Source organism: Paenibacillus lacisediminis (assembly GCF_046567315.2).
In genome coordinates this window covers 126,815-148,327 of sequence record NZ_JBKIAX020000007.1, presented here as the reverse complement: position 1 = coordinate 148,327, position 21,513 = coordinate 126,815, and the positions used below count along the sequence as shown (strand labels likewise).

Here is a 21,513-nt window from a genome sequence, read left to right as displayed (position 1 = left end):
CACGATTATCCCTCTGGTTCAGGAAGCCAAGTCACCCGATCAAACGGGATAATCGTGAAAGCCCCCGGATCACGAGTCTCGCTTCAGGCCACGGTCTGTTGCCGGCTTGACTGTCAAGCACTGATAATTAGGTTTAACCCTTTATAGCAGGGAATACAACGTTAACGATAAAAAGCGGACCGCCAAATGTAAGGCGATCCGCTTCTGCTTGCTTCATTAGAAATTAAATTGTTCGACGTTTTCCTTCGTAAATTCGGTCGGCGGTCCCATGATGACCGTTTTGTTGTCCGATTTCACTTGAATTTTGCTTACGCCCGGCACCTCTTGCCCGTCGGTCGGAAGCTTGCCGCTAACCAAGTCTTTCGCTAAGGAGACCGTCAAATAGCCGAGGCTTTCCGGGTTCCAGAGCAGCGCGGAAGACATCGAACCGTCCAAGATGTACGGCTTCGAGTCGGTCGGCAGAGACGCGCCGACGAGCGCCACTTGGCCCTGCAAGCCTTTCTCTTGAATTGCTTGCGCCGCGCCGAGCGGAGCGACCGTCGAGAACGCCATAATTCCCTTCAAATTCGGATATGCTTTTAACAGGTCGAGCGTTTTTTGGTAAGCGACTTGCTGCTTCTCGTCGGTCGCGATTTTATCATTGACGAGCTTCAAATTCGGGTATTTTTCTTCCGCTTGCTTTTTCGCCCAGTCGATCCACGTATTGAGGTTCGCCGCCGACATGCCGCCGGTCAGGATTGCGATTTCGCCGGAATCGGTGCCCATTTTTTCGACCAATTTATCCGTTACCGTACGTCCGAAGATTTCGTCGTCAATTTGATGAACGGACAAATCGACCACCGATTGATCCGCAGGCGTATCCCAGTCCATCACTTTGATGCCTTGTTCTTTTGCGCGCTTGAGCACCGGCGTGAGCGATGCCGGGTCGTTCGGCGCCACCGCGATGACGTCGACTTTTTGCGAGATCAAGTCTTCAATGATTTTGACTTGCTGTGCCGCGTCCGCTTGGGTCGGGCCAGTGTATATCACTTTGACCCCGAGATCTTCACCCGCTTTTTTCGCGCCGGTCTCCGATGCGTTAAAGTACGGGATGCCAATCACTTTCGGCACGACCGCGATTTTGATCTCCCCGCCCTTCTCATCTTGTCCGCCGCCAGACGTCGCCGAATTCGTGCTGCAGGCCGACAGTACAAGCATGCTTGCCAATACTGTCGTAATAACTCTGGAAAACTTCTTCATCTCTAATTGCCCCTTCCTTTTCTTATAAGAATGGATTTATGATTCATGCCCTTCGAGAGATGGACAGGATCAATTTAAACCGACGCTTTCGAGCTTATCGCTTGCTTCAAAGCTTTTTTGCTTTCCTGTTTGGCCGAGAAATAATTCAGCGTCAGCACGGCTATCAAAATGATGCCCATCAGGATGTCGACGATCGTCCGCGGCACTCCAAGCAAGTTTAGCCCGTTGGACATCACCTGGAAAATAGCAACCGCGAACACCGTGCCGACCACTTTCCCGTAACCGCCCGAAATTTCCGTTCCGCCGAGTACCGATGCAGAGATGGTGAGCAGCAAATACGAGGAACCTAGGTCGACCTTCGCCGAATTGTAGCGCGAGATCATAATGAGTCCGGCGATCGCCGCCATTAATGCCGAGAACAAATAGACGCCCATTAACACTTTCTTGACATTAATGCCGGAAAATTGGACAGCGATCGGATTGATGCCGACTTTATATACGCTGCGCCCCCACGGTGTCCGGTTGAGCATCACCGACGTGATTACCGCAATCACTGCGAAAATGATGACTGGCAGCGGAATCGGGCCAACCGACACGTTGCCGAGCAAGCTGAAAGATTCCGGAAAACCGGAGATGGCGTTGCCCTTCGTAATCGTCAAAATAACGCCTTCGAACAGTACCATGCTTCCGAGCGTGACCAAAATCGGCGAGATGCCGATGACCGAGACGAAAAATCCATTAAGCAACCCGCACAATAGCGCGCTCGCGACGCCGGCGGCGACCGCCAGCGCCGTTGGCATGCCGGAAGCCAAGCAAAGTGCGGTCATAACGCCGGCGAAGGCGGCGGTGTACGTGATCGATAAGTCGATGCCGGAAGTCACAATGACAACCATCATGCCGAGCGCCAATATGCCGAGCTCAGGCAATTGGAACATCATGTTGCTCAAGTTGTACGGGTCCAAAAATCCCGGTGCAACAACCGCCATAAGAATGAACATGCCGAGTAAAATGACACCGAGTATCGATTCTTTGGAAAATTTGAATTTCATTCGCCACCCCTCCCTACTCCTGTACTTCGACTTTCATCAGTTTCGACTCGGCGCGCTTGCGCTGAATGACATCGTAGCTGACAGCCGTCAAGATGACGATACCGACGACGATTTTTTGCCAGTACGTATCGATGTGCGTTAGAATGAGACCGTTCTGCATGACGCCAAGCAGCAACACGCCGAGAAACGTCCCCCACGCGGAGCCGCTGCCGCCGAGAATGTTCGCACCGCCGATGACGACTGCGGAAATAACGGTCATTTCAAACCCAAGCATACCGTTGGGGTCGACCGACTTCGTATACATCGTCTGCGCCATCGCCGCGACGCCCGCCATAAAACCTACGTAGCCATATACGAACATCTGCGTCCGCTCCAAGCTTATGCCGGCGCGCACTGCGGACACCGGGTTGCCCCCAATCGCGAATACGGAACGGCCGATTTTGGTATGCTTCATGACATACCAGGTCAAAACAGTGATGATCAGCATCAAATAAACCAATATCGAAATGCCGGCGATTTTTAGATCAGCGAACCGGATGAAAACTGCCGGGAAGTTGCTGCTGTTCATGTACATGCCGTTGGTGAAATACAAAATACTGCCATTGATAATGCTCATCATGCCGAGCGTGGCAACGATCGGCGGAATTTTCACCCTCGAAATGAGTAAGCCATTGATGAGTCCAAACACGATTCCGCACAAAATTGAAACCGCAAACGCGATGATTACGGACAACGGCGAGTCCGGCAGCTTGGCCATCAAATGCCCCGTAATGACGATGGATGCACTCGTGACGGCAGCCACCGACACGTCGATCCCGCCCGTAATAATTACCAGCGTCATTCCCATTGCCAAAATGGCAAGTACGACGTTTGCTTTTAAAATATCATGAAGATTGCCACCCGTTAAAAAGACGGGATTAATGACGCTAAGCACGACGCATAAAAACAGCAGAACCGCGAGAATCCCCGTCTCTTTGGAACGAAATAACGCTTTCACTTCTTCCACCTGCCCCTTATTCTCACAATCCTAAGCGTTTTGGGTTTGTTGGTGATGCGAGCCCAGGACCGCCAGATTCATAATTTTCTCTTGCGTCGCTTCTTTGATGTCGAGCTCACCGGATAGGCGTCCTTGCCGCATGACGAGGATGCGGTCGCTTACCGCGAGCACTTCCGGCAGTTCGCTGGAAATGACGATGATGCCCATGCCTTTGTTGAGCAGCCGCCGCAGCAACCGGTGAATTTCCGTCTTCGCACCGATATCGATGCCGTTGGTTGGTTCGTCGATAATCAATATTTTCGGTTCGGTTGTCAACCATTTGGCGATGACGATCTTCTGCTGGTTGCCCCCCGACAATTGCCCGGCGTTCATCTCCGGCAACGGCGGACGAATGTCGAGAATTTTAACGAAATTGTTCGCAAGCCGCTCTTCTTTCGCCCGATCGAGGAGGCCGAGCTTATTTTTCATCTGGCCCAACACCGTCACCGAAATATTGTCGATCATCGATTGGCGCAAAAACAGCCCTTGCGTTTGCCGGCTTTCGGGGATATAAGCCATCTTGTGCTTCACCGCGTCGCCCGACGATTTAATGTCGACTTTCTTGCCCGAGATGTAAACGACGCCGGAGTCCGGCTTGTTCAGCCCGAATAACGCCTGAGCGAGCTCCGTCCGCCCCGAACCGACGAGACCCGTGATGCCGACGATTTCACCTTCGCGCAGCGTAAACGAAATGTCTTTGAAGTTGCCGCGTTTCGACAGCCCTTCGACGCGAAGCACTTCCGCGCCCGCTTGTGACACGTCCAGCCGTTCTACCATCTCGATTTTCCGGCCGACCATCAATCCGATCAATTTGTCCTCATCCAGCTCTTCTTTGTCGTAACTGCCAACGAATTTGCCGTCGCGCAGGACAGTGAACCGATGTGCAACCCTGAACAACTCTTTCAATTTGTGACTGATATAAATGATGGCGATGCCTTTCGCGCGTAAATTTTCGATGATTTTGTATAATTGTTCCACCTCGCCCGAAGAGAGCGATGAAGTCGGCTCGTCCATAATGATCAGCTTCGAGTCGAAGATGAGGGATCTTGCGATCGCCACCAATTGCTGTTTCGCAATGCTCAGTTTTTCCAGCGGCATGGACACATCAACCTCAAGTCCGAGCTCAGCGAGCGCCTGCTCCGCAAGTATTTTCATGCGGCTCCAAGGCACCCGTGACAATGCTTTGTTGGCGTTTTCACGACCGATACAGATGTTTTCGGCGATTGAAAGGTTCGGAAATAAACTCAAATCCTGATAAATCATTGCTATACCGCGAAGCGTCGCGTCGATCGGCTTTTGGAATTGCACCTTTTCCCCCTCGAACACGATGTCCGCTCCGTCGTCCGGCCGCTCGGCTCCAACCAATATTTTCATTAGCGTCGACTTGCCCGCTCCGTTTTCGCCGATCAAGGCGTGCACTTCGCCGGGCTTAATGGCGAGCTGTACGTTGTCCAGCGCTTTGACCCCGGGATACGTCTTGCTTACGCCGCGCATTTGCAGCAAATATTCCATTTACGATACACCTCCCTCGTTTTTCCGCACGTCTACGGAAATCCCGCGTTCTCGGCAAAACGCTTCCAATTCGGTCCGCGTCGGCAGGCCTTTTTGCGCCCCGAGCCGCGTCACTTTCAACGCGCTCACCGCGGTCGCGAACCGTGCCGCTTCCGGAAGCGTCGCGCCGTCGTCCAATGCAGCGGCCAAAGCCCCTGCAAATGAATCGCCCGCTCCCACCGTGCTGACTGCATCGACCGGAATACCTTCGATCCTGAAGGCTTTCCCTTCCGTGTATAGTACGGAACCTTGTTCCGCCATTTTAATGATGCTGCTCTTGACGCCTGCTTGTTCGAACCTTTTCGCCGCTTCGTTCGCCGACGCCTCGTCGGTGACGTCGATGCCGGTCAAATGTCTCGTCTCTTGCCTGTTCGGCGTTATAAGATCCGCATGTTTCACCATATCGAGCGTTAAACCCTCCGCTGGCGCGGGATCCAAGATGATGTAAACGCCATGCTTTTTCGCGGTCTCCATCGCGTACAGGACGACGTCGTGCGGCACCTCCATTTGCACGAGCAGTACGCTGCTCTCTTTAATCCGTTCTTCGCATGCGTCGATGTGAGCCTTCGTCAGCCGCTCGTTCGCGCCTTTGATGACGATCATCGTGTTTTCCGCTGTCTCGTCGATCGTCACGATAACAGTGCCCGTCGAAGCTTCGTCCGTCCTGGCGAGCAGGGCGTCGCTGACGTTGTTTTCCTTTAACGACTGTACGAGCAGGTCGCCGGCCTGATCGTTTCCGACACAGCCGATCAGCGCTACACTCGCTCCCAGCTTGCCGCACGTGGCGGCTTGGTTCGCGCCTTTGCCGCCCGGCAACATCTCGACCGATTTACCGATTTTCGTTTCGCCGTAGAGTGGGTATTTATCAACTACCGTAACGACATCCATATTGATGCTGCCGACCACTGTAATCATCGAATTATCCCCTTTTTTATCCGGGTAGCTTCATATTGAGCCGTTTTTGTTCTCCCGCAATAAATTGTTTCAACGTAATCGTGTTTTTCTCTAAATCGTTGCCGCAGAACAAACTGGATGTGCCGCACACGAGCATATCCGCCCCGCGCTCTAACACTTTCGGAATGGTATCGTAACTAATATTTCCATCGACTTGAATTTTTACGTCGACTTTCCGGCGGTCGATCAACGTTTTAAGGTCGGATATTTTTTCGTACATGCTCGGAATAAACTTTTGGCCGGCGAACCCCGGATTTACCGTCATGAGACAGACATAGTCCGTCACGTCCAGAACGTATTCCAACACCGCGAGCGGCGTCGCTGGATTGAGCGCCACGCCAGCCTTGAGCCCGAGATTGCGAATTTGCTGCAGACCCCGTTGGAGATGAATCTTCGTCTCTGCGTGAATCGAGATCATGTCGGCACCCGCACTCGCAAACAATTCGATGTATCTCTCCGGTGCTTCCACCATCATGTGAACGTCGAACGGTTTCTTCGTGAGTCCGCGCAACGATTTCACCATGTCCGGCCCCATCGTAAAGTTCGGAACGAAATTCCCGTCCATGATGTCGAAATGATAATAATCCACTCCCCCAAGTTCCAACTGCTCGATATTTTCTTGCAGTTTGCCGAAGTTGGCGCACATGAGGGACGGCCCGATGAAAGCCATTTCTCCCACTCCCTTACTGACCTCTTCTTGATCCAAAAGAGGTTCTCTCTGTTTTTTTATTTGAACCACATTGAAAACGCGTTCATATCTGCATTTTACACTATAATAATCTTTGTTTTCAACATATTTTTTTTGAATCAGACAAAAAAAAGACCGGATGCCATGTTAGCACCCGGTCACTTGCGCTTATTTTCAGCAATTCCAAGGAGTGTTTAAGAGGTTGTTACGATTTTTATTCCTTTGTTTTTCAGCGATTGAACATCGGAGTTCGCCATCTTCGTGTCCGTAATCAACAGTTCCACATCTTCGAGGCCAAGCAGGCGAATCAACGATTTTTTGCCAAACTTGCTGCTGTCCGCGACCAAAATATGTTGGTCCGAGATGTTCAATATTTTCTCTTTCAACCTGGCGTGCGACTCGTAGGGTTCGCTCACGCCGCGCTGGTCGTCGAACCCTTGGCAGGAGAAGAAAAATTTGTCCACGTGATACGCTTCTACCATATTTTCCGCCGACATGCCGGTGATCGCCATCGAATCGCTGTCGAAGTTGCCTCCGATCAAAATGACGGAAATCTCTTTTTTCTTGATCAGCTCGTTGACAACGGCCAGCGAATAGGTCAACACCGTCAGCGGCCTGTTCGGCAAATGCTTAACGAGCTGTAGACAAGTCGTGCTGGCGTCCAGGGCGATGATTTCTCCTTCTTCGACAAGGGACGCGGCGTATTTGCCGATCGCTTCTTTTTGTTCCAAATGAATCGATTCCCTCTGCAATACCGGCGGTTCGAACCCTTTCTCTTTCGGCACGAGCACTGCACCGCCGTGCGTCCGCAAAATGACGCCATCCGCCTCCAGCCGGTCCAAATCCCGCCGGATCGTTTCTTCCGTAACGCCAAATAGCTTGCTCAAATCCGCCACTTTCGCATTCCCGTTTTGTCTGAGCAATTTTACAATCTCTTCTTTACGATTTGTAGCCAAGGATGAACCTGCCTTTCCGCCCGAAACGTCCCGATCCCGGCGTCACCGGCACAAACATAAAATCTTCGTTTCACAGAAAAAACTGTGTTTAAAAATAAAATGACTCTACCTCAATATACCAAAATTGTTCCATTTGTTCAATTTTATCTTCTTTTCCGAATTTCTCTTTCATTATACCAAAGATATGTGTGCGCGTAACAACAAGGCGTCCTTTCCAACAAAAAAAGCATTCCGTATGTTTGATTCATCCATAATTCACAACTTAGAAATATTTTCTTTTAGAACTAGAACTGGCTTAAACCTTTATTTTATAGAGCTTGGCGAGCCCGCCTTCTGCAGTTTCGCGGTAACCACTGCTCATATCCAGGCCTGTTTCATACATGGTCTGTACAACCAGATCAAAAGATATTTTACGGGTTTTAGATAAGAATTTTGCCAGGCTAAGCGCATTGATAGCTCGCATCGCACCCACAGCGTTCCGCTCAATGCAAGGGATTTGAACCAATCCGTTAATCGGATCACAGGTTAACCCCAAGTGGTGCTCCATAGCAACCTCCGCCGCATACTCAATCTGGTCGATCTCCATACCAGACAGTTCAGCCAGTGCAGCCGCTGCCATAGAGCAAGCCGTGCCAACCTCCCCCTGGCAGCCGCACTGAGCGCCGCTGATGGAGGCGTTCTGCTTGACCAGGTTGCCAATGAGCCCGCCTACAGCCAGAGCCCGGAGGATCTGTTCGTCCGGGACCTGCATCTTTTCCTGCATATAACGAAGCGCGGCGGGCACGACACCGCTGGCCCCGCAGGTCGGGGCCGTTACGACTGTGCCGGCGGCGGCATTCTGTTCGTTGACGGCGAAAGCGTACGCGCTGACGATCCTGTTCTCCCGCGTCTCCGGGCTCTCATCCATATGCCGCTGATGATACAGATATTTCGCCTTGCGTTCGACATGGAGACCGCCTTCCAGAATACCTGTGACTGAAAGCCCTTCGTTGACCGAACGCTTCATCGCTTCCCAAATTCCTTGGAGGAAATCCCAGATCTGTTTGCCTTCACACTGCTCGACGTAATCGCTTAGGCGGATATTATTCGCTTTACAAATTTTACTGATTTCTGCAAAGCTGTTCTCCCGATAGACATCGGGCGCCAGCATCTCCTCCCGTCCCTCAATAACGATGTCCCCGCCGCCGATACTTACAGCACGCATGGATGTGGTTTGCCGCCCGTCTTTGTAAGCAATAAAATCAATGGTATTGGGATGGGGCAGAATAAAATCTGCGTGTGGAACAAATTCAATCTCCGTTGGAACGGGTGACAGTGCTTTAATAATGGCCTTGTCCGTCATATGGCCTTTGCCTGTTTTGGCAAGGGAACCATATATCAACGCCTTGAATTGTTCTGCGCCTTCATTTTCTGATTTGAAGATTCTGGCAGCTTTTTCCGGCCCCATGGTATGGGAACTGGACGGTCCACTGCCAACCTTATATAATTCTGTCAACGATTTCATAGCACCCTTATCCCTTCTCAGTTGTCCTTGGCATAAGATCTTCCTATTGCTTGACCAAAATATACTATCGCTCATTCCTCTGAAAACGTTCCCTAATTCTAAGCAGTCGCTCAAAAGCACCTTCTTCATCAATGGCCATGTCATACAATTGGTGAGTAAGCTGGAACCCTTGATCATTGGCAAGGGCTTTTTTCCATGGGTGCGACAGAATTGAATGAGTAAGATGTCTTGAAGAGCGGGGTGCCTGCATGATCATCTCTGCCAGTTCCCACGCACGTGGAAGAAGCTTTTCATGAGGCAGTACCTCGCTAACCATACCGAGCTCTAATGCCGCTTGAGCATTCATGTTCATACCCGTGTATGCGTAAAATGCCGCTTTCTTGATTCCTACTATTTTTTGAAGCGCTAAGACGATTCCATCTCCAGGAGGTACACCGCCCAGGTAGTGAGCATCGAAAAACTCTGTGCCTTCAGCACAAATGGTAATATCACAAAGCGTTCCCATTTGCCAGTGTGATCCTGTCCCATTGATCACCCCAATGGTGGGAATGTCGATGCAATGGATCATATTTTCAATCATTCTCAACGATTCATGATACAATTCCAGTTTCCGGCTATTCGGCCAATCCATGAATTTTGTTGTCCAGACTTCAGGATTGCCTATTTGCCACAAATCTCCTGTCCCTGTAAGGATCATGACCTCATTCTCAGGGTCACGGCCAACATCTGACCATATATTACCATATGCAGTTTGGGCGGCCCAGTCAAATTGTAACGGTCCCCCGCGAGTGTGCATACGCACTTCGAGTATGCCGCTGCTGCGGGTCATTAAGAACAAGTCCTTGTACTTCTCCGAGTATTCTTCGAATCTTGTAGGTCCCACTATACATCTCTCAGACATTCCGATCCCTCTTTAGCATAAAATGTCATTTTTTCTTAAAGGGAATATAGCAAAGAGGCTGTTTGGCCTTTAGCATTATAGTTAAAGACAAGTACAGCCCCTCTGCCAATATTCCTTCACTTTCAACGCCAATGGACTGCTATTACACTTCTTTGCCCATTAAACGTCCTTGCATCTTCATCAGTCTCTCAAGAGCACCTTCTTCATCAATAGCCATGTCGAACATTTGGTGAGCAAGCTGGAACCCTTGATCACTGACCAGGGCTTGTTTCCATGGACGGGATATAATTGAATGTGAAAGATGTCTCGTTGAACGCGGTGCCTGCATGATCATCTCCGCAAGTTCCCATGCGCGAGGAAGAAGCTGTTCGCGGGGGAGGACTTCACTAACGATGCCTAGATCCAATGCGGTTTGACCATTGATATTCTTGCCAGTGTATGCGTAGTATGCTGCTTTCTTAAAACCTATCATGTTCTGCAGCGTAAGTAACATTCCATCTCCAGGAGGTGTGCCTCCCAGAAAATGCGGATCAAAAAAGTCTGCGTCTTCTGTACAAATGGTAATATCACAGAGAGTTGCGAGTTCACAATGCGTTCCCGGCCCATTGATCGCCCCGATTGTGGGGATGTCAATGCAGAATATCAAATTTTCAAGCAGTCTCAGCGATTCATGATACTGTTCCAGCTTCTTTTGCTTCGGCCAATCCATAAATTTTGTATTCCAGACCTCCGGGTCCCCTACTACCCATTTATCCCCCGTTCCAGAAATAATCATTACTTCGTTCTCAGGGTCGCGGCCAATATCTGACCATGCATGGGACCATGCCGTATGGGCTTCCCAAGAATGCTTGTACGGTCCTCCGTCGGTGTGCAGCCGTACTTCGATGATTCCGTCACGACGGGTCATTAATAGAAATTCCTTGTATTTCTCCGAGTACTCTTCAAATTTTGTTGGTCCAATCATACGTCTCTCTGTCATTTCAATTCCTCCTAGTTTTGTTTAGTTATTATCTATTACTTTCAAGCCAATCTCTGGCGAAAGCAGCGTAAGCCGCAGCCCCTCTATAGAGCACCTCATCCGAGAACATTGTCTTTGGATGGTGCACAGGGTAACCATAACCTTCTTCGGCATTGCCTGCGTTAAGAAACACTGAGGTACTTGGCACCGCTTGTGATACAAATGCGAAGTCTTCCGATCCCATTAATTTACCACCGGGTATCAATTGTGTTAGATCGATAAAGGAACTGGCGCCAAAGGTATTTGCAATAGTAATTCTCATTTGATGGTTAAGCTCACTGTCACTTTTCACCTCAGGACAGCCCCTGGTATACGTCACATCCACCTTTGCATGAAATATTTCTCCAATACCTGCAGAAATTTCGTGGATGCGGGTTTCGATTGTATCACGCAATACGGCGTTAAATGTGCGTACGCTGCCTTTCATTCTGGCAGTATCGGGAATCACATTGTTTGTACTTCCACCTTCCATCACTCCAATTGTAAGGACTGCACTCTCCATTGGCGAAATTTCACGGCTTATAATCCCCTGCAGCGCCAGATGAAGATGAGCAGCTACATTTAATGGATCCACCGCGGCACTCGGCATCGCTCCATGTGCGCCCCTTCCGCGGATGATTAGTTCAAACCAATCTGAAGAGGCTGAAATTGCTTCTCCGGCCTCAGGCACTACAAATTGCCCGGCAGGAATTGGCATTCCAGTCAACACATGAAGCATCATTGCCGCATCCACTTTAGGATTTTCCAGGATCCCATTTTCAATCATCATCTTGGCCCCGTGTAAAGTTTCTTCGCCCGGCTGAAACATAAGCTTGACCGTCCCGCGAAGCTGCTCTTCGATTGCCTTTAGGATCTCTGCAGCGCCCAGCAGCATTGAAGTATGCAGGTCGTGACCGCATGCATGCATATTTCCGTTGGATGACGCAAAAGGAAGATCTGTTTCTTCTTTCATTGGCAGCCCATCCATATCCGCGCGGATAAGGATTACCTTCCCGGGACGTTGTCCGCCGATGGTAACCATTAAGCCTGATTCTCCTACGGGAGTGGGCTCAAGACCAATCGACTCCAACACCTCTTTTACATAAGCAGTAGTCCTGGGTAAACTTAAATCAAGTTCCGGAATCGCATGAAGATGATGCCTGTACACGACCAATTTTTCCTGTAGCTGATTAGCCATACTCAAAATGTCTCCGGTCAATTCAGCCATAATTATTCCCATTCCTTTCGCTTCGTTCAAGGCACAAAACGGGATGAAATCCGTCAGCCGTGTCGCCTCGAACTCGTTTATAGCTGGGCAATCAGTCCCTGCCGGCTATCTCTGTACTACACCTCCCTAAACATGAATTGAATTAGCGGAACAACAGAAAGAAACTTGCCCTTTTTTATTTCAGGACATTTTAAGAACATACTTACTATACTTTAAAAAAGAAAATGGTGTCAACAATATTTTAAGACATTTTAGGAATAATATTTACTAGCTGTTGAGGAGATTGAACTTCACATTCTCTATGATATAATTTTTGTCATTGAATGGTTTATGAAAGGAATTTGCCATGAAAATCAGGTTGGGTATAATCACGACGGAATCTTATATAGACTATTTCCGCGACATTGAAGAAGAATTTCGGTCGGTATGTCAGTTTCGGATTCTTACGATTAGTAACTTCCGGGAAACTAAAGACGTATATCTGGAAAACTTAGGTTCGGTGGACGGATTTGTTATCAGCGGCAGGCTTCTTTACGAGTCAATAGATAAGGAATGTTTGGATGCGAAAATACCTACGCACATTTTACAAGATAATGAAACCCTTCTTTATAGAGAACTTTTCCGACTGCTGATTACGGAACCGGGGCTTGACATATCCAGGGTCTATGTAGACTTTGCATATATTATCGATTCTTTCAGTGAATTCCAAAAGTACCTGACTGATCAGGGAAAGCCTATTGACAGCGACGATCTGTTCGTAAGAGTGGAGACAATGCTCGAAAACCATATAACACTGTGGGAAGAGAAGAAAATAGACCTGTCCATCACGGCGTTTGGCCATTTTGTTCCGGAACTCAGAAAGCATGGGGTAAGATATATCTTAATACGGTCCACTTTGGAAAACGTTAAGGAGGCCATAAGCGGGATTATCAACGAAATTACCATCCTCAAGCTTAAGAACCGGAGGGCAGTTGTAGCATGTTTGTCGATTGAAACAGAGCACTCGCCATCCGAAGAGCAACTTTATGAGTTGAAAGTCCTGGCCAGCAGGTTTCTGCGAAACCTAAATCTTGCCGACACAGCCCAAATTTCGGAAGGCTCTGTCAGACTTTACACCACCTACGGAAGTTTTAAGAAAATCACCTCTAACGCACAAAACTGCACTCTACTGAAATATCTGGAAGAGTGTGTGAGCGACAAGGTAAAAATCGGGTGGGGCACGGGGTATGAATATTATCAGGCCAACGAAAACGCAGCCAAAGCTCACCGACAGGCCAAAGCCTATACAGGCAGCTGCAGCTTTTTTATAAACGAGGATCAGAAGGTTATCGGTCCAATGCAGAACATGAATGTTATACAGTTTAGCGAACAGGGGGATCCGGAAATCATCGCATTGGCCAAAAGTATTGGAATAAACAACATCAATCTTCAGAAAATCATGTCCTATGCAGAAATTATGAGAACAAATAAATTATCCTCTGAGGATGTTGCCGGGTGTCTGTCCATCACCGTAAGAGGCGCAAACCGCATCCTAAACAAAATCGAAGAAAATAAATATGCTCAAACGGTTTTTGAAAAACGAGAGACCGGCAAAGGAAGGCCCCAAAAGTACTATGAGCTACTGTTTCTCGACAAGGAAGGGCGCAATTCAGGATTGTAACCACGGTACTGCGGTTAAATTCCCTTTTAACATGGAGATAGCGGGATTCGAACCCATGACCTCTTGAATGCCATTCAAGCGTTCTCCCAACTGAGCTATACTGTGTCTTATTTTCTTTACAAATGCCTATTTAATAGACATTTCTCTGATTACACTCAATGTCATCCGTGGAAGAGCCAAAAAAACGGGGCCAAAAATCGCATTTTTCAGCCCCATTTTTTGCTCATTTTTCACCCAAAAGCCACTACATATTGTGGTACAACCCATCTATTTCTTCTCTTTACCACAATACGTCATCATTATCACTGCTTCAACATGCACCGTATGCGGGAACATAGGCTATTTGGTTCCCATCTGCCGCAGCAGGCTAAAACCTTGATTTATAAGGGGCTCAACGATTTGCATACGGTCCCGTTTGGCTGCCGTTGGCTCGAAAATGATGGCTTTCGTCCCCAATCCGTCCCCACAACAGTTCAGCATGGAGAAAATTATTATTTGCCAAGCATTTTCTCAATGACATGAGCGTAGTTGATTTGTGGTACCGATGCCATTTTCGCCACCTCTTCTCGTAAATGGGTTGTGCTACCACGCGAACCGCTTACACCTTATCAAGTGCTCAGTTGAATTGCCAATATCGAGTGCAGTACCGATACGAATATCTAATTTGAAAAAATCATCAAGTGTTGCCATGAGTATGCCTTGCTCCTTGTAAACAGATTTTTTATCTCTTCAGCGCAATTATTCGTCGTACCCTAGAATCATTTGGTCCAGCGGCGTGCCGGCAAGCACCATGGGGTACACATTCTCATTGGTCGGGATGACGAACTCGACGAGCACAGGTGCTGTCGTCTGCAGCGCTTCTAACCAGACCTTGGAGGCTTCATCCTTGTTCGTTGCCCTTAATCCCTTGATCCCGTATGCTTCCGCTAGCTTGACGAAGTCCGGACTGCCGGACAGATCAATCTGGCTGTAGCGTCGTTCGTACATCAATTCCTGCTGCTGCTTAACCATGCCGAGCACCTGGTTGTTCAAGACCACGATCTTGACCGGAATCTGATGAATCGCGCAGATCGCCATCTCCTGCGCGCACATCTGCATGCCCCCGTCGCCGTTGATCGAGACGACGAGACGATCCGGATTTCCGACTTTAGCGCCGATCGCGGCCGGGAAGCCAAAGCCCATCGTGCCAAGACCGCCCGACGTGATGAGCGAGCGAGGATGCTTGAAGCGGTAAAACTGCGCGGTCCACATTTGGTGCTGGCCTACATCGGTGGTGATGATTGCCTCTCCTTGCGTCGTCTCGCTAATCATCTCGAGCACATATTGCGGCTTAATGACTGCATCCGAATCGGTATACCGAAGCGGATGCTGCACCTTATACTCTTGAAGCTGCTCAAGCCAGGTGCCCGTCTGGGCTGCTTGCGCTTTCGTGTTCGCATAAGCCAGCACGTTTTTAATATCGCCGATGCATGCGAGATCTGTCTTGACGTTCTTGCCGATTTCCGCAGGATCGATATCGATATGGGCGATACGTTTGGCCTGAGGCGCAAACCCGTCCAGCTTCATCGTGACCCGGTCATCGAAACGCGAGCCGATCGAAATAATGAGATCCGCATTCTGCACCGCCATGTTCGCCGCATATACGCCATGATGTCCGAGCATGCCCAGCCACATCTCGTCATCGCTCGGAAACCCGCCGAGGCCGAGCAGAGTGGTCGCGACCGGAATCCGCGTAGTGTGGACGAACTTGATCAGCTCCTGCGAGGCGTTCGAATAGACAACGCCGCCGCCTGCGATAATAACCGGCTTGCGCGCTTCCGCAATCGCCTGAAGCAGCGCATCCATTTCTGCCGGATTCGGTTCCGGGGCTCCATGGTATCCGCGCAACCGAACCGTGTCCGCTGGACGATATGCCATCCGCTGATTGGTCACGTCTTTTGGAATATCGATCAAGACAGGACCTTTGCGGCCCGTATTTGCAATGTAGAACGCTTCATGAATGATGCGAGGAAGGTCGTGTACATCGCGAACCATATAGCTGTGCTTCGTAATCGGCATCGTAATGCTAATGATGTCCGCTTCCTGAAAAGCATCCGTGCCCATGACATTCGTAGATACGTTCCCCGTTATGATCACCAGCGGCACCGAATCCATATAGGCGGTTGCAATCCCGGTCACCAGATTTGTTGCTCCTGGACCGGATGTCGCGATGCATACCCCAACCTTCCCCGTCGACCTGGCATAGCCGTCCGCCGCGTGGATCGCGCCTTGTTCGTGTCGGGTCAAGATATGCTTGAAATCTGGCTGATGTACCATCGCGTCATAGATATAGAGCACATTTCCTCCAGGATAACCGAATACGCACTCTACGCCTTCCTGCAGCAAGCCGCGCAAAAGCACCTCCGAACCGGTGATATATTCCTCTGATGACGTCGTTGTTTCATTCGTCATTCCTAATTGCTGTTCCACTTGGGCAGCCTCCTTTGCAAAATAAAACCCCTCTCCTCCTGAGCAAACTGACAGCGGTCAGCTCATACAGGGACGAAAGGGGATTTTTTCGCGGTACCACCCAAGTTCGCTGCCACCCTCGCGAATGCAGCCTCATGAGGTAAGGCCGATGCCTTACCTGCGGCGCGTTAACGAGCACCATTTCGGTTAAGCCTACTTGCGGGCACGGAAAGAGATCAGCCGCGCTTTCGGTTAACAGCTCCGAGACGACACCATACAAAGGGTTAAGGCAAAGGTTTCAGCGTTTCCTCTGCTCTCTGGGCATAACCGCCCTTGCCGGCTTTCTCTTCATCGCCTGTTGGTATTAAATAACCCCTTCCTTCCCAAGGCTCAAGCTACTGCTTGAAGCCTTGGGACGAAAGGGGAATGTTCGCGGTACCACCCAGGTTTACTGCAATCTCGCAATTGCAGTCTCATGAGGTAAAGCCGATGCTATACCTGCAGCATGTTAACGGATGCCAGGCCGGTTGATCCTACTTGCGGGCGTGTTATCACGCCTTCCGCGTTCGGTCAACAGCTCCGAGACGACACTATACATACGTTACGACGGAGGTTTCAGCAATCCCTCCGCTCTCTGGACATAAACGCTAGTGCATAGCCTTCTCTTCTTCGCTATATTTGAACTTTTTCTGATAATAGCACAGACTCGGCTTTTTTCCAACCGAATTTATACTAAGCTGCTTTATGATTATTGAGCTCTTGTACCCGTTAAGTTTAACCCATTCATGCTCCAGATGAGAATTCACGGTTTCGAAAAATATAAAATTGCCGGCAACACCACATGATCAACAATCTCTTCCAATTTCTGATGCGACACCCGTCCATTTTCAAGCATAAACGTATAGCGAATTTGCTCAAAAAGAATGAGTTTGGTCGCTTTAGGTGGGAGCTTTGTGATTTCTCCCCGTTGTACGGCCTGTTGAAGAACGTAATCCATAATCTTAATATTGGAACCCGTTGCTTCGGCCAACATCTGGCTTGTCCGTTCTCGCTCCTGCTGGCTAATCATCTCGGAAAACAGCATTTTAAATAATCTAAACGGTCCATTGTCGGACTCCAAAATAAAATGCTGACCAACATATACTAAATGATCACGGAGACTGCCTTCGTCAAAATCCAAATTCTTGAATTTCTCTTCCGATTGTTGCATCCGTTGTTGGACAGCTGCAAACACTAAATCAAACGGGGTATCCCAATAACGATAAACCACCGAACGACTGGTATTCGCCTCACGAGCAATACGCGTAAAATTAATCGCACTGTACCCTTCCGTCTCCAGCAGACGATACGTTGCTGCATAAATATCATTTTGTAATTGGTCGCCGCGGCGGCGGCTTTTATTTGATTCCGTCATCACTCTTTCTCTCCTTGTACATTCATTATACAGCAAACTGTATCTTAAATAAATAAGATTCACTAGTGTATCTAATTGACTTTTTAAGATACGTTAATGTATCCTAATTATAAAATAAGATACAGCGATGTATTTAAAGGAGAGGTAATCATGAAAGTTATTGTTTTAGGAGCATCGCACGGGGGGATTGAAGCGGTTGAAGCGTTACGATTGATGTGTCCAAAAGCGAACGTTCAATGGTATGACAAAGGAGACTTCTCCTCCACTTCGGCCAAGGATCTTAAATCCATTCAACAACAAGGAGTATCCATCTTCAGCAACACTGAAATAACTAAAGTAGAACCTCGCAAACACCAAGTGGAAATATTCAATCATGCGACAGGGGAAACGCGAAAGCAGGGTTATGACAAAATCATTATAAGTCCTGGTGCAAAACCATTTATTCTTCCTGTCCCTGGACATCATTTAAAAAACATCGGTACGATGAGCAGTCGACAAGATCTATTCAATATGAGAAAACATGCTGCAGATCCAGATATTAAAAACGTTGTTATTGTTGGCGCAGGATACATTGGGACTGGAGCAGCTTCATTATTTGCCGAATCAGGGAAAAAGGTTACGTTAATGGACATCAACAATCGTCCTTTAAGCTCCTATTTAGATCAAGAATTTACGGATGTACTTGAAAAAGAAATGAAAGATCGCGATGTGGAATTGGCACTAGGCAACTCGATCATCGAATTTGTCGGTGATGAAAATGATAGAGTCATCGAGGTTGCAACTATAAAAGGCACCTATTCAGCTGACCTCGTCATCTTGTCTGCCGGCAATCGTCCCAACACGGAATGGTTGCGAGGCGCAGTGGAATTATTGCCGGATGGCAGAATTAAAACAGATGAATACATGCGTACAAGTGATCCCGATGTTTTCGCCATTGGGGATGCAACAACGGTTTGGTACAATCCCGGTAAAATGCGGATGAATGTTTCATTAGGAACCAACGCGCGTCGTCAAGCACATTATGCAGTAAAAAATTTATTCGAAGCCATTCATCCGCTTCCTGGTGTACAAGGCTCTTCAGGTGCGCATATCTTCGATTATTATTTCGCTACAGCTGGTTTGAATGATAAAACGGCAAAAAAGCTAGGCATTGAAATAAAATCCGTTTACTTGGAACAAGAGACGCCCCTGTTTTCTCCGGAGACGACCGTTATGTTCAAGCTGGTTTACGATCCAACAACTTTAGAGATTTTAGGAGGACAAATCATGTCTAAAGTTGATTTGACTGCTAATATCAATACGGTCTCCCTTGCGATTCAAACCGGATGCACATTAGAACAATTGGCCTATGCCGATTTCTTCTTTCAGCCAGAATTAAATACACCATGGAATGTAATAAATACGGCAGGATTAAAAGCACTACTACAAGAGAATTAATGTAACAGACTTTCATTTCGCATCCACGAGGATGTAGAAAGGGCTTTTGCTATCTAAGGAAAAGCCCTCAGATTGCAGACAAACTCTTTTGTTCCGAATAGAACTCAGGAGTTTGTCTTGTTTTGAAAGCAAACCCCTTTAAATGAATGTTGAGCAAAGGTGTTCCAAAATTTCATCGGGTGAATAGCCACGAACATCTCTTTGATAAAAATATGAATCAATACTTATGGCGATCAGCAGCATATCTGCTTTAAATATACTATTTGGGCTTGGATGATCCGCTGCTGCCATCTCATCGAATAACTCGACTGCGATTTGATGCATTTTGTTATAGAGCGGATTCTGTGATTGATACGGAAGTCGCTGAGCTGACGCGGATCCCTTGCCTCCTGTTAGCAGTTGTGCTTTCTTCTCAATGAAAGGCATGTAAATTTTGAGAATTCCTTTTAACCGTTGATCCGGCGGCTCTTGCTGATGCTGCAATAGATACTGCTCAATATCTTCGAAGAACCGAAGGACACTGTCTTTTATTAAATCCAAACACAATTCACCTTTATTGGCATAACGACGATATAGGGTGCCCGGACCTATCTGGGCTTCCGCTGCGATCTGGTTCATACTTACCTGGTCCACGCCGTTCTGCTCAAAAAGTTTATGGGCTGCGACCAATATTCGTTGACGATTCTCGGCGGCATCACGTCGTTCAATTCGCGACTGAATTACCTTGATTTCCTCAGACATGTTAACCCCCTTAATACTAAACTTGGTTCATATTGACATGTGGAGACCTCTCCGTTTAATGTAAAGAGGAGAACTCTCCGTTTAATGTTAATCTAAATTTAGTGCAAATTCAACAGAACTATGGCCGAAGGAGATTGAGGATGGATTCTATCGCAAAACCTATAAACGAAAAAGCATTACTAGCCCTATTATTAATTGCCTCATCATTGGCTACGATGAATGTCTATATGTTCAACATTGCTGTTCCATTTATTATTAAAGACTTGCATCTGTCCACTTCCGAAAGCAGTCTGGTAACGACGCTGTATGCAGTTGTACTAGCAGCAGGTTCGGGTACGTATGGAAAGCTTACCGACCGTTTCTCTGCACGGTCATTAATACTAATAGGGATAGCCCTATTCACTCTGGGTTCGCTAATGGGGGTTTTTTCGAGCTCTTTTCCGGCCGTTGTAACCGCAAGAATTATTCAAGCAGCTGGTGCTGCGGCTATTCCCTCCCTAGCGTATGTAGTTCCGCCTAAATATTTCAAACCCGAGAACAGAGGCAAAGCATTAAGCCTTGTGTCTACTACTTTCGCGCTGATGGGCGGAGTAGCCCCGGTCCTCAGTGGATTTATTATTCAACTGTTTGGTTGGCACGGTCTTTTTGTTGTTTCTCTCTTGATCGTATTTATTATCCCATTTGTTGTGAAACACTTCCCTACTAATGTTGCACAAGGGGAGAAATTCGATGTCTTAGGAGCTATATTATTCTCCTTGGCAGTAGGCATTCTGGTACTAGGTATCAGCCTAAATCCTTACCTTTTAATAATTGCTGTCCTGATGCTTATTGCGTTTTCATTCCACATACGCGGGAAGAACGCACCTTTTATCACCATCTCTTTACTCGCTAACAAAAACTACAGAAATTCCTTGCTCTCTGTATTTGTAGGCACATCTGCATATCCGGCCGCTTTATTTTTATTGCCCTTGGGTCTAAAACAGGGCGGTAACTTGCAAGCAAGCCTGATCGGCATCGTCATGTTCCCAGGCGCACTGATTGGTTCGTTGTTCGGCCCTTACATGGGAGCACTTTCTCGCAAGTACAATGGCAGGATCATTATCCTAGCTGGTCATGGTTTTATGATTCTGGGAGCACTGCTTATGGCGGTTTTGCAAGACATGCCCATCGGCATTGGGATAGTCATGTTCATCTTTGCGCTCGGCTATACTACATTAGTATCATCCGCTGCCAATGTTGTGCCATCGACCTTGAAAAAGACGGAGATTGGTATCGGGATGGGACTCTTCACGCTTTTAAGTATTTTAGGAGGTGCATTTGGTCCTTCTATTTTAAGTCGATTTTTATCCTTCAATACTAACTTTACAATCTCCTTTATCATTGTCATCGTTATGTCAGTTATCGGCATTTTTCTAATACTCGCAACGCGAGCAGATAATTCCCAAGATGATCTGAACAGGCATCCGGCCAATGGCTTAAGGTGAAAGCATTTTTTAAGCTTAGCCCCTTCCGCTGAACCAATAGCGCAAGGGGCTTTTCCTTTATCCGACACTTTGAGCATTCTGTCACCCTTCACTATGACAATGTCATACTCTGGCTGATTCGCACCTTACTGTACAGATACATCAAAGTCACACCATGCAAACAATATTAATAATTATATGGGTACACAGCAAAAACTTCGCCCTACTTGTGATAAGGTTCACCGCG

The 21,513-nt window shown here is 48.0% G+C and carries 17 protein-coding genes; 3 read left to right on the top strand and 14 right to left on the bottom strand.

The window, feature by feature from the left end:
* Nucleotides 1-216 precede the first annotated feature (216 nt).
* The 11 genes from ACLD72_RS15560 to ACLD72_RS15510 all read right to left on the bottom strand — a co-directional run bounded on the left by ACLD72_RS15560 (nucleotide 217) and on the right by ACLD72_RS15510 (nucleotide 12,133).
* Nucleotides 217-1,239 (bottom strand): autoinducer 2 ABC transporter substrate-binding protein, encoded by a 1,023-nt coding sequence (locus ACLD72_RS15560; protein WP_458475902.1) that lies wholly within the window; start codon nucleotides 1,237-1,239, stop codon nucleotides 217-219.
* A 74-nt stretch (nucleotides 1,240-1,313) separates the two neighbouring features.
* Nucleotides 1,314-2,288 (bottom strand): ABC transporter permease, encoded by a 975-nt coding sequence (locus ACLD72_RS15555; protein WP_410996661.1) that lies wholly within the window; start codon nucleotides 2,286-2,288, stop codon nucleotides 1,314-1,316.
* A gap of 13 nt (nucleotides 2,289-2,301) precedes the next feature.
* Complete coding sequence (locus ACLD72_RS15550; protein WP_410996659.1) at nucleotides 2,302-3,285, bottom strand: ABC transporter permease; 984 nt, start codon at nucleotides 3,283-3,285, stop codon at nucleotides 2,302-2,304.
* A 30-nt stretch (nucleotides 3,286-3,315) separates the two neighbouring features.
* Nucleotides 3,316-4,836 carry a sugar ABC transporter ATP-binding protein gene (locus tag ACLD72_RS15545; protein WP_410996657.1) on the bottom strand — a complete coding sequence of 507 codons (1,521 nt, stop codon included), beginning with the start codon at nucleotides 4,834-4,836 and terminating at the stop codon, nucleotides 3,316-3,318.
* Entirely contained in the window at nucleotides 4,837-5,790 is a 954-nt protein-coding gene (gene rbsK, locus ACLD72_RS15540) for a ribokinase (protein WP_410996655.1), read from the bottom strand.
* A gap of 16 nt (nucleotides 5,791-5,806) precedes the next feature.
* A complete protein-coding gene (gene rpe / locus ACLD72_RS15535; protein ID WP_458475899.1) occupies nucleotides 5,807-6,499 on the bottom strand; it encodes a ribulose-phosphate 3-epimerase in 693 nt (230 codons plus the stop codon).
* A gap of 212 nt (nucleotides 6,500-6,711) precedes the next feature.
* Nucleotides 6,712-7,473 carry a DeoR/GlpR family DNA-binding transcription regulator gene (locus ACLD72_RS15530; RefSeq protein WP_410996651.1) on the bottom strand — a complete coding sequence of 254 codons (762 nt, stop codon included), beginning with the start codon at nucleotides 7,471-7,473 and terminating at the stop codon, nucleotides 6,712-6,714.
* A gap of 295 nt (nucleotides 7,474-7,768) precedes the next feature.
* Nucleotides 7,769-8,977, bottom strand: a complete 1,209-nt coding sequence (locus ACLD72_RS15525; RefSeq protein WP_410996650.1) for an L-serine ammonia-lyase, iron-sulfur-dependent, subunit alpha — start codon at nucleotides 8,975-8,977, stop codon at nucleotides 7,769-7,771.
* 64 nt (nucleotides 8,978-9,041) lie between these two features.
* On the bottom strand, nucleotides 9,042-9,878 hold the full coding sequence (locus ACLD72_RS15520) for an enoyl-CoA hydratase/isomerase family protein (RefSeq protein WP_410996648.1): 837 nt from the start codon (nucleotides 9,876-9,878) through the stop codon (nucleotides 9,042-9,044).
* A 142-nt stretch (nucleotides 9,879-10,020) separates the two neighbouring features.
* Nucleotides 10,021-10,857, bottom strand: coding sequence for an enoyl-CoA hydratase/isomerase family protein (locus tag ACLD72_RS15515; protein WP_410996646.1), 837 nt, complete (start codon nucleotides 10,855-10,857; stop codon nucleotides 10,021-10,023).
* 28 nt (nucleotides 10,858-10,885) lie between these two features.
* Nucleotides 10,886-12,133: a M20 metallopeptidase family protein gene (locus tag ACLD72_RS15510; RefSeq protein ID WP_458475895.1), complete on the bottom strand. Its 1,248-nt coding sequence runs from the start codon at nucleotides 12,131-12,133 to the stop codon at nucleotides 10,886-10,888.
* A gap of 316 nt (nucleotides 12,134-12,449) precedes the next feature.
* On the opposite strand from ACLD72_RS15510, the gene ACLD72_RS15505 reads away from it, so the two are divergent.
* On the top strand, nucleotides 12,450-13,763 hold the full coding sequence (locus tag ACLD72_RS15505) for a transcriptional regulator (RefSeq protein WP_410996642.1): 1,314 nt from the start codon (nucleotides 12,450-12,452) through the stop codon (nucleotides 13,761-13,763).
* Between the two features lie 738 nt (nucleotides 13,764-14,501).
* On the opposite strand, the gene ilvB is transcribed toward ACLD72_RS15505, so the two are convergent.
* Nucleotides 14,502-16,214 (bottom strand): biosynthetic-type acetolactate synthase large subunit, encoded by a 1,713-nt coding sequence (ilvB, locus tag ACLD72_RS15500; RefSeq protein ID WP_410996926.1) that lies wholly within the window; start codon nucleotides 16,212-16,214, stop codon nucleotides 14,502-14,504.
* A 799-nt stretch (nucleotides 16,215-17,013) separates the two neighbouring features.
* Complete coding sequence (locus tag ACLD72_RS15495; protein ID WP_458475893.1) at nucleotides 17,014-17,625, bottom strand: TetR/AcrR family transcriptional regulator; 612 nt, start codon at nucleotides 17,623-17,625, stop codon at nucleotides 17,014-17,016.
* A 150-nt stretch (nucleotides 17,626-17,775) separates the two neighbouring features.
* Here ACLD72_RS15495 and ACLD72_RS15490 point away from each other — a divergent pair, with 150 nt between their 5' ends.
* Nucleotides 17,776-19,062: an FAD-dependent oxidoreductase gene (locus ACLD72_RS15490; protein WP_410996640.1), complete on the top strand. Its 1,287-nt coding sequence runs from the start codon at nucleotides 17,776-17,778 to the stop codon at nucleotides 19,060-19,062.
* A 138-nt stretch (nucleotides 19,063-19,200) separates the two neighbouring features.
* Here ACLD72_RS15490 and ACLD72_RS15485 read toward each other — a convergent pair whose 3' ends face one another.
* Complete coding sequence (locus tag ACLD72_RS15485) at nucleotides 19,201-19,803, bottom strand: TetR/AcrR family transcriptional regulator (protein WP_410996638.1); 603 nt, start codon at nucleotides 19,801-19,803, stop codon at nucleotides 19,201-19,203.
* A 140-nt stretch (nucleotides 19,804-19,943) separates the two neighbouring features.
* Between ACLD72_RS15485 and ACLD72_RS15480 the strand changes: the two genes are divergently transcribed.
* On the top strand, nucleotides 19,944-21,287 hold the full coding sequence (locus ACLD72_RS15480) for an MFS transporter (protein ID WP_410996636.1): 1,344 nt from the start codon (nucleotides 19,944-19,946) through the stop codon (nucleotides 21,285-21,287).
* Nucleotides 21,288-21,513: the final 226 nt, after the last annotated feature.

Bases quoted from the DNA above. Each gene is read 5' to 3' on its own strand.
- ACLD72_RS15560 (WP_458475902.1), bottom strand. From the start codon at position 1,239: ATGAAGAAGTTTTCCAGAGTTATTACGACAGTATTGGCAAGCATGCTT.
- ACLD72_RS15520 (WP_410996648.1), bottom strand. From the start codon at position 9,878: ATGTCTGAGAGATGTATAGTGGGACCTACAAGATTCGAAGAATACTCG.
- rpe (WP_458475899.1), bottom strand. From the start codon at position 6,499: ATGGCTTTCATCGGGCCGTCCCTCATGTGCGCCAACTTCGGCAAACTG.
- ilvB (WP_410996926.1), bottom strand. From the start codon at position 16,214: ATGACGAATGAAACAACGACGTCATCAGAGGAATATATCACCGGTTCG.
- ACLD72_RS15525 (WP_410996650.1), bottom strand. From the start codon at position 8,977: ATGAAATCGTTGACAGAATTATATAAGGTTGGCAGTGGACCGTCCAGT.
- ACLD72_RS15495 (WP_458475893.1), bottom strand. From the start codon at position 17,625: ATGACGGAATCAAATAAAAGCCGCCGCCGCGGCGACCAATTACAAAAT.
- ACLD72_RS15480 (WP_410996636.1), top strand. From the start codon at position 19,944: ATGGATTCTATCGCAAAACCTATAAACGAAAAAGCATTACTAGCCCTA.
- rbsK (WP_410996655.1), bottom strand. From the start codon at position 5,790: ATGATTACAGTGGTCGGCAGCATCAATATGGATGTCGTTACGGTAGTT.
- ACLD72_RS15505 (WP_410996642.1), top strand. From the start codon at position 12,450: ATGAAAATCAGGTTGGGTATAATCACGACGGAATCTTATATAGACTAT.
- ACLD72_RS15545 (WP_410996657.1), bottom strand. From the start codon at position 4,836: ATGGAATATTTGCTGCAAATGCGCGGCGTAAGCAAGACGTATCCCGGG.
- ACLD72_RS15515 (WP_410996646.1), bottom strand. From the start codon at position 10,857: ATGACAGAGAGACGTATGATTGGACCAACAAAATTTGAAGAGTACTCG.
- ACLD72_RS15485 (WP_410996638.1), bottom strand. From the start codon at position 19,803: ATGTCTGAGGAAATCAAGGTAATTCAGTCGCGAATTGAACGACGTGAT.
- ACLD72_RS15555 (WP_410996661.1), bottom strand. From the start codon at position 2,288: ATGAAATTCAAATTTTCCAAAGAATCGATACTCGGTGTCATTTTACTC.
- ACLD72_RS15490 (WP_410996640.1), top strand. From the start codon at position 17,776: ATGAAAGTTATTGTTTTAGGAGCATCGCACGGGGGGATTGAAGCGGTT.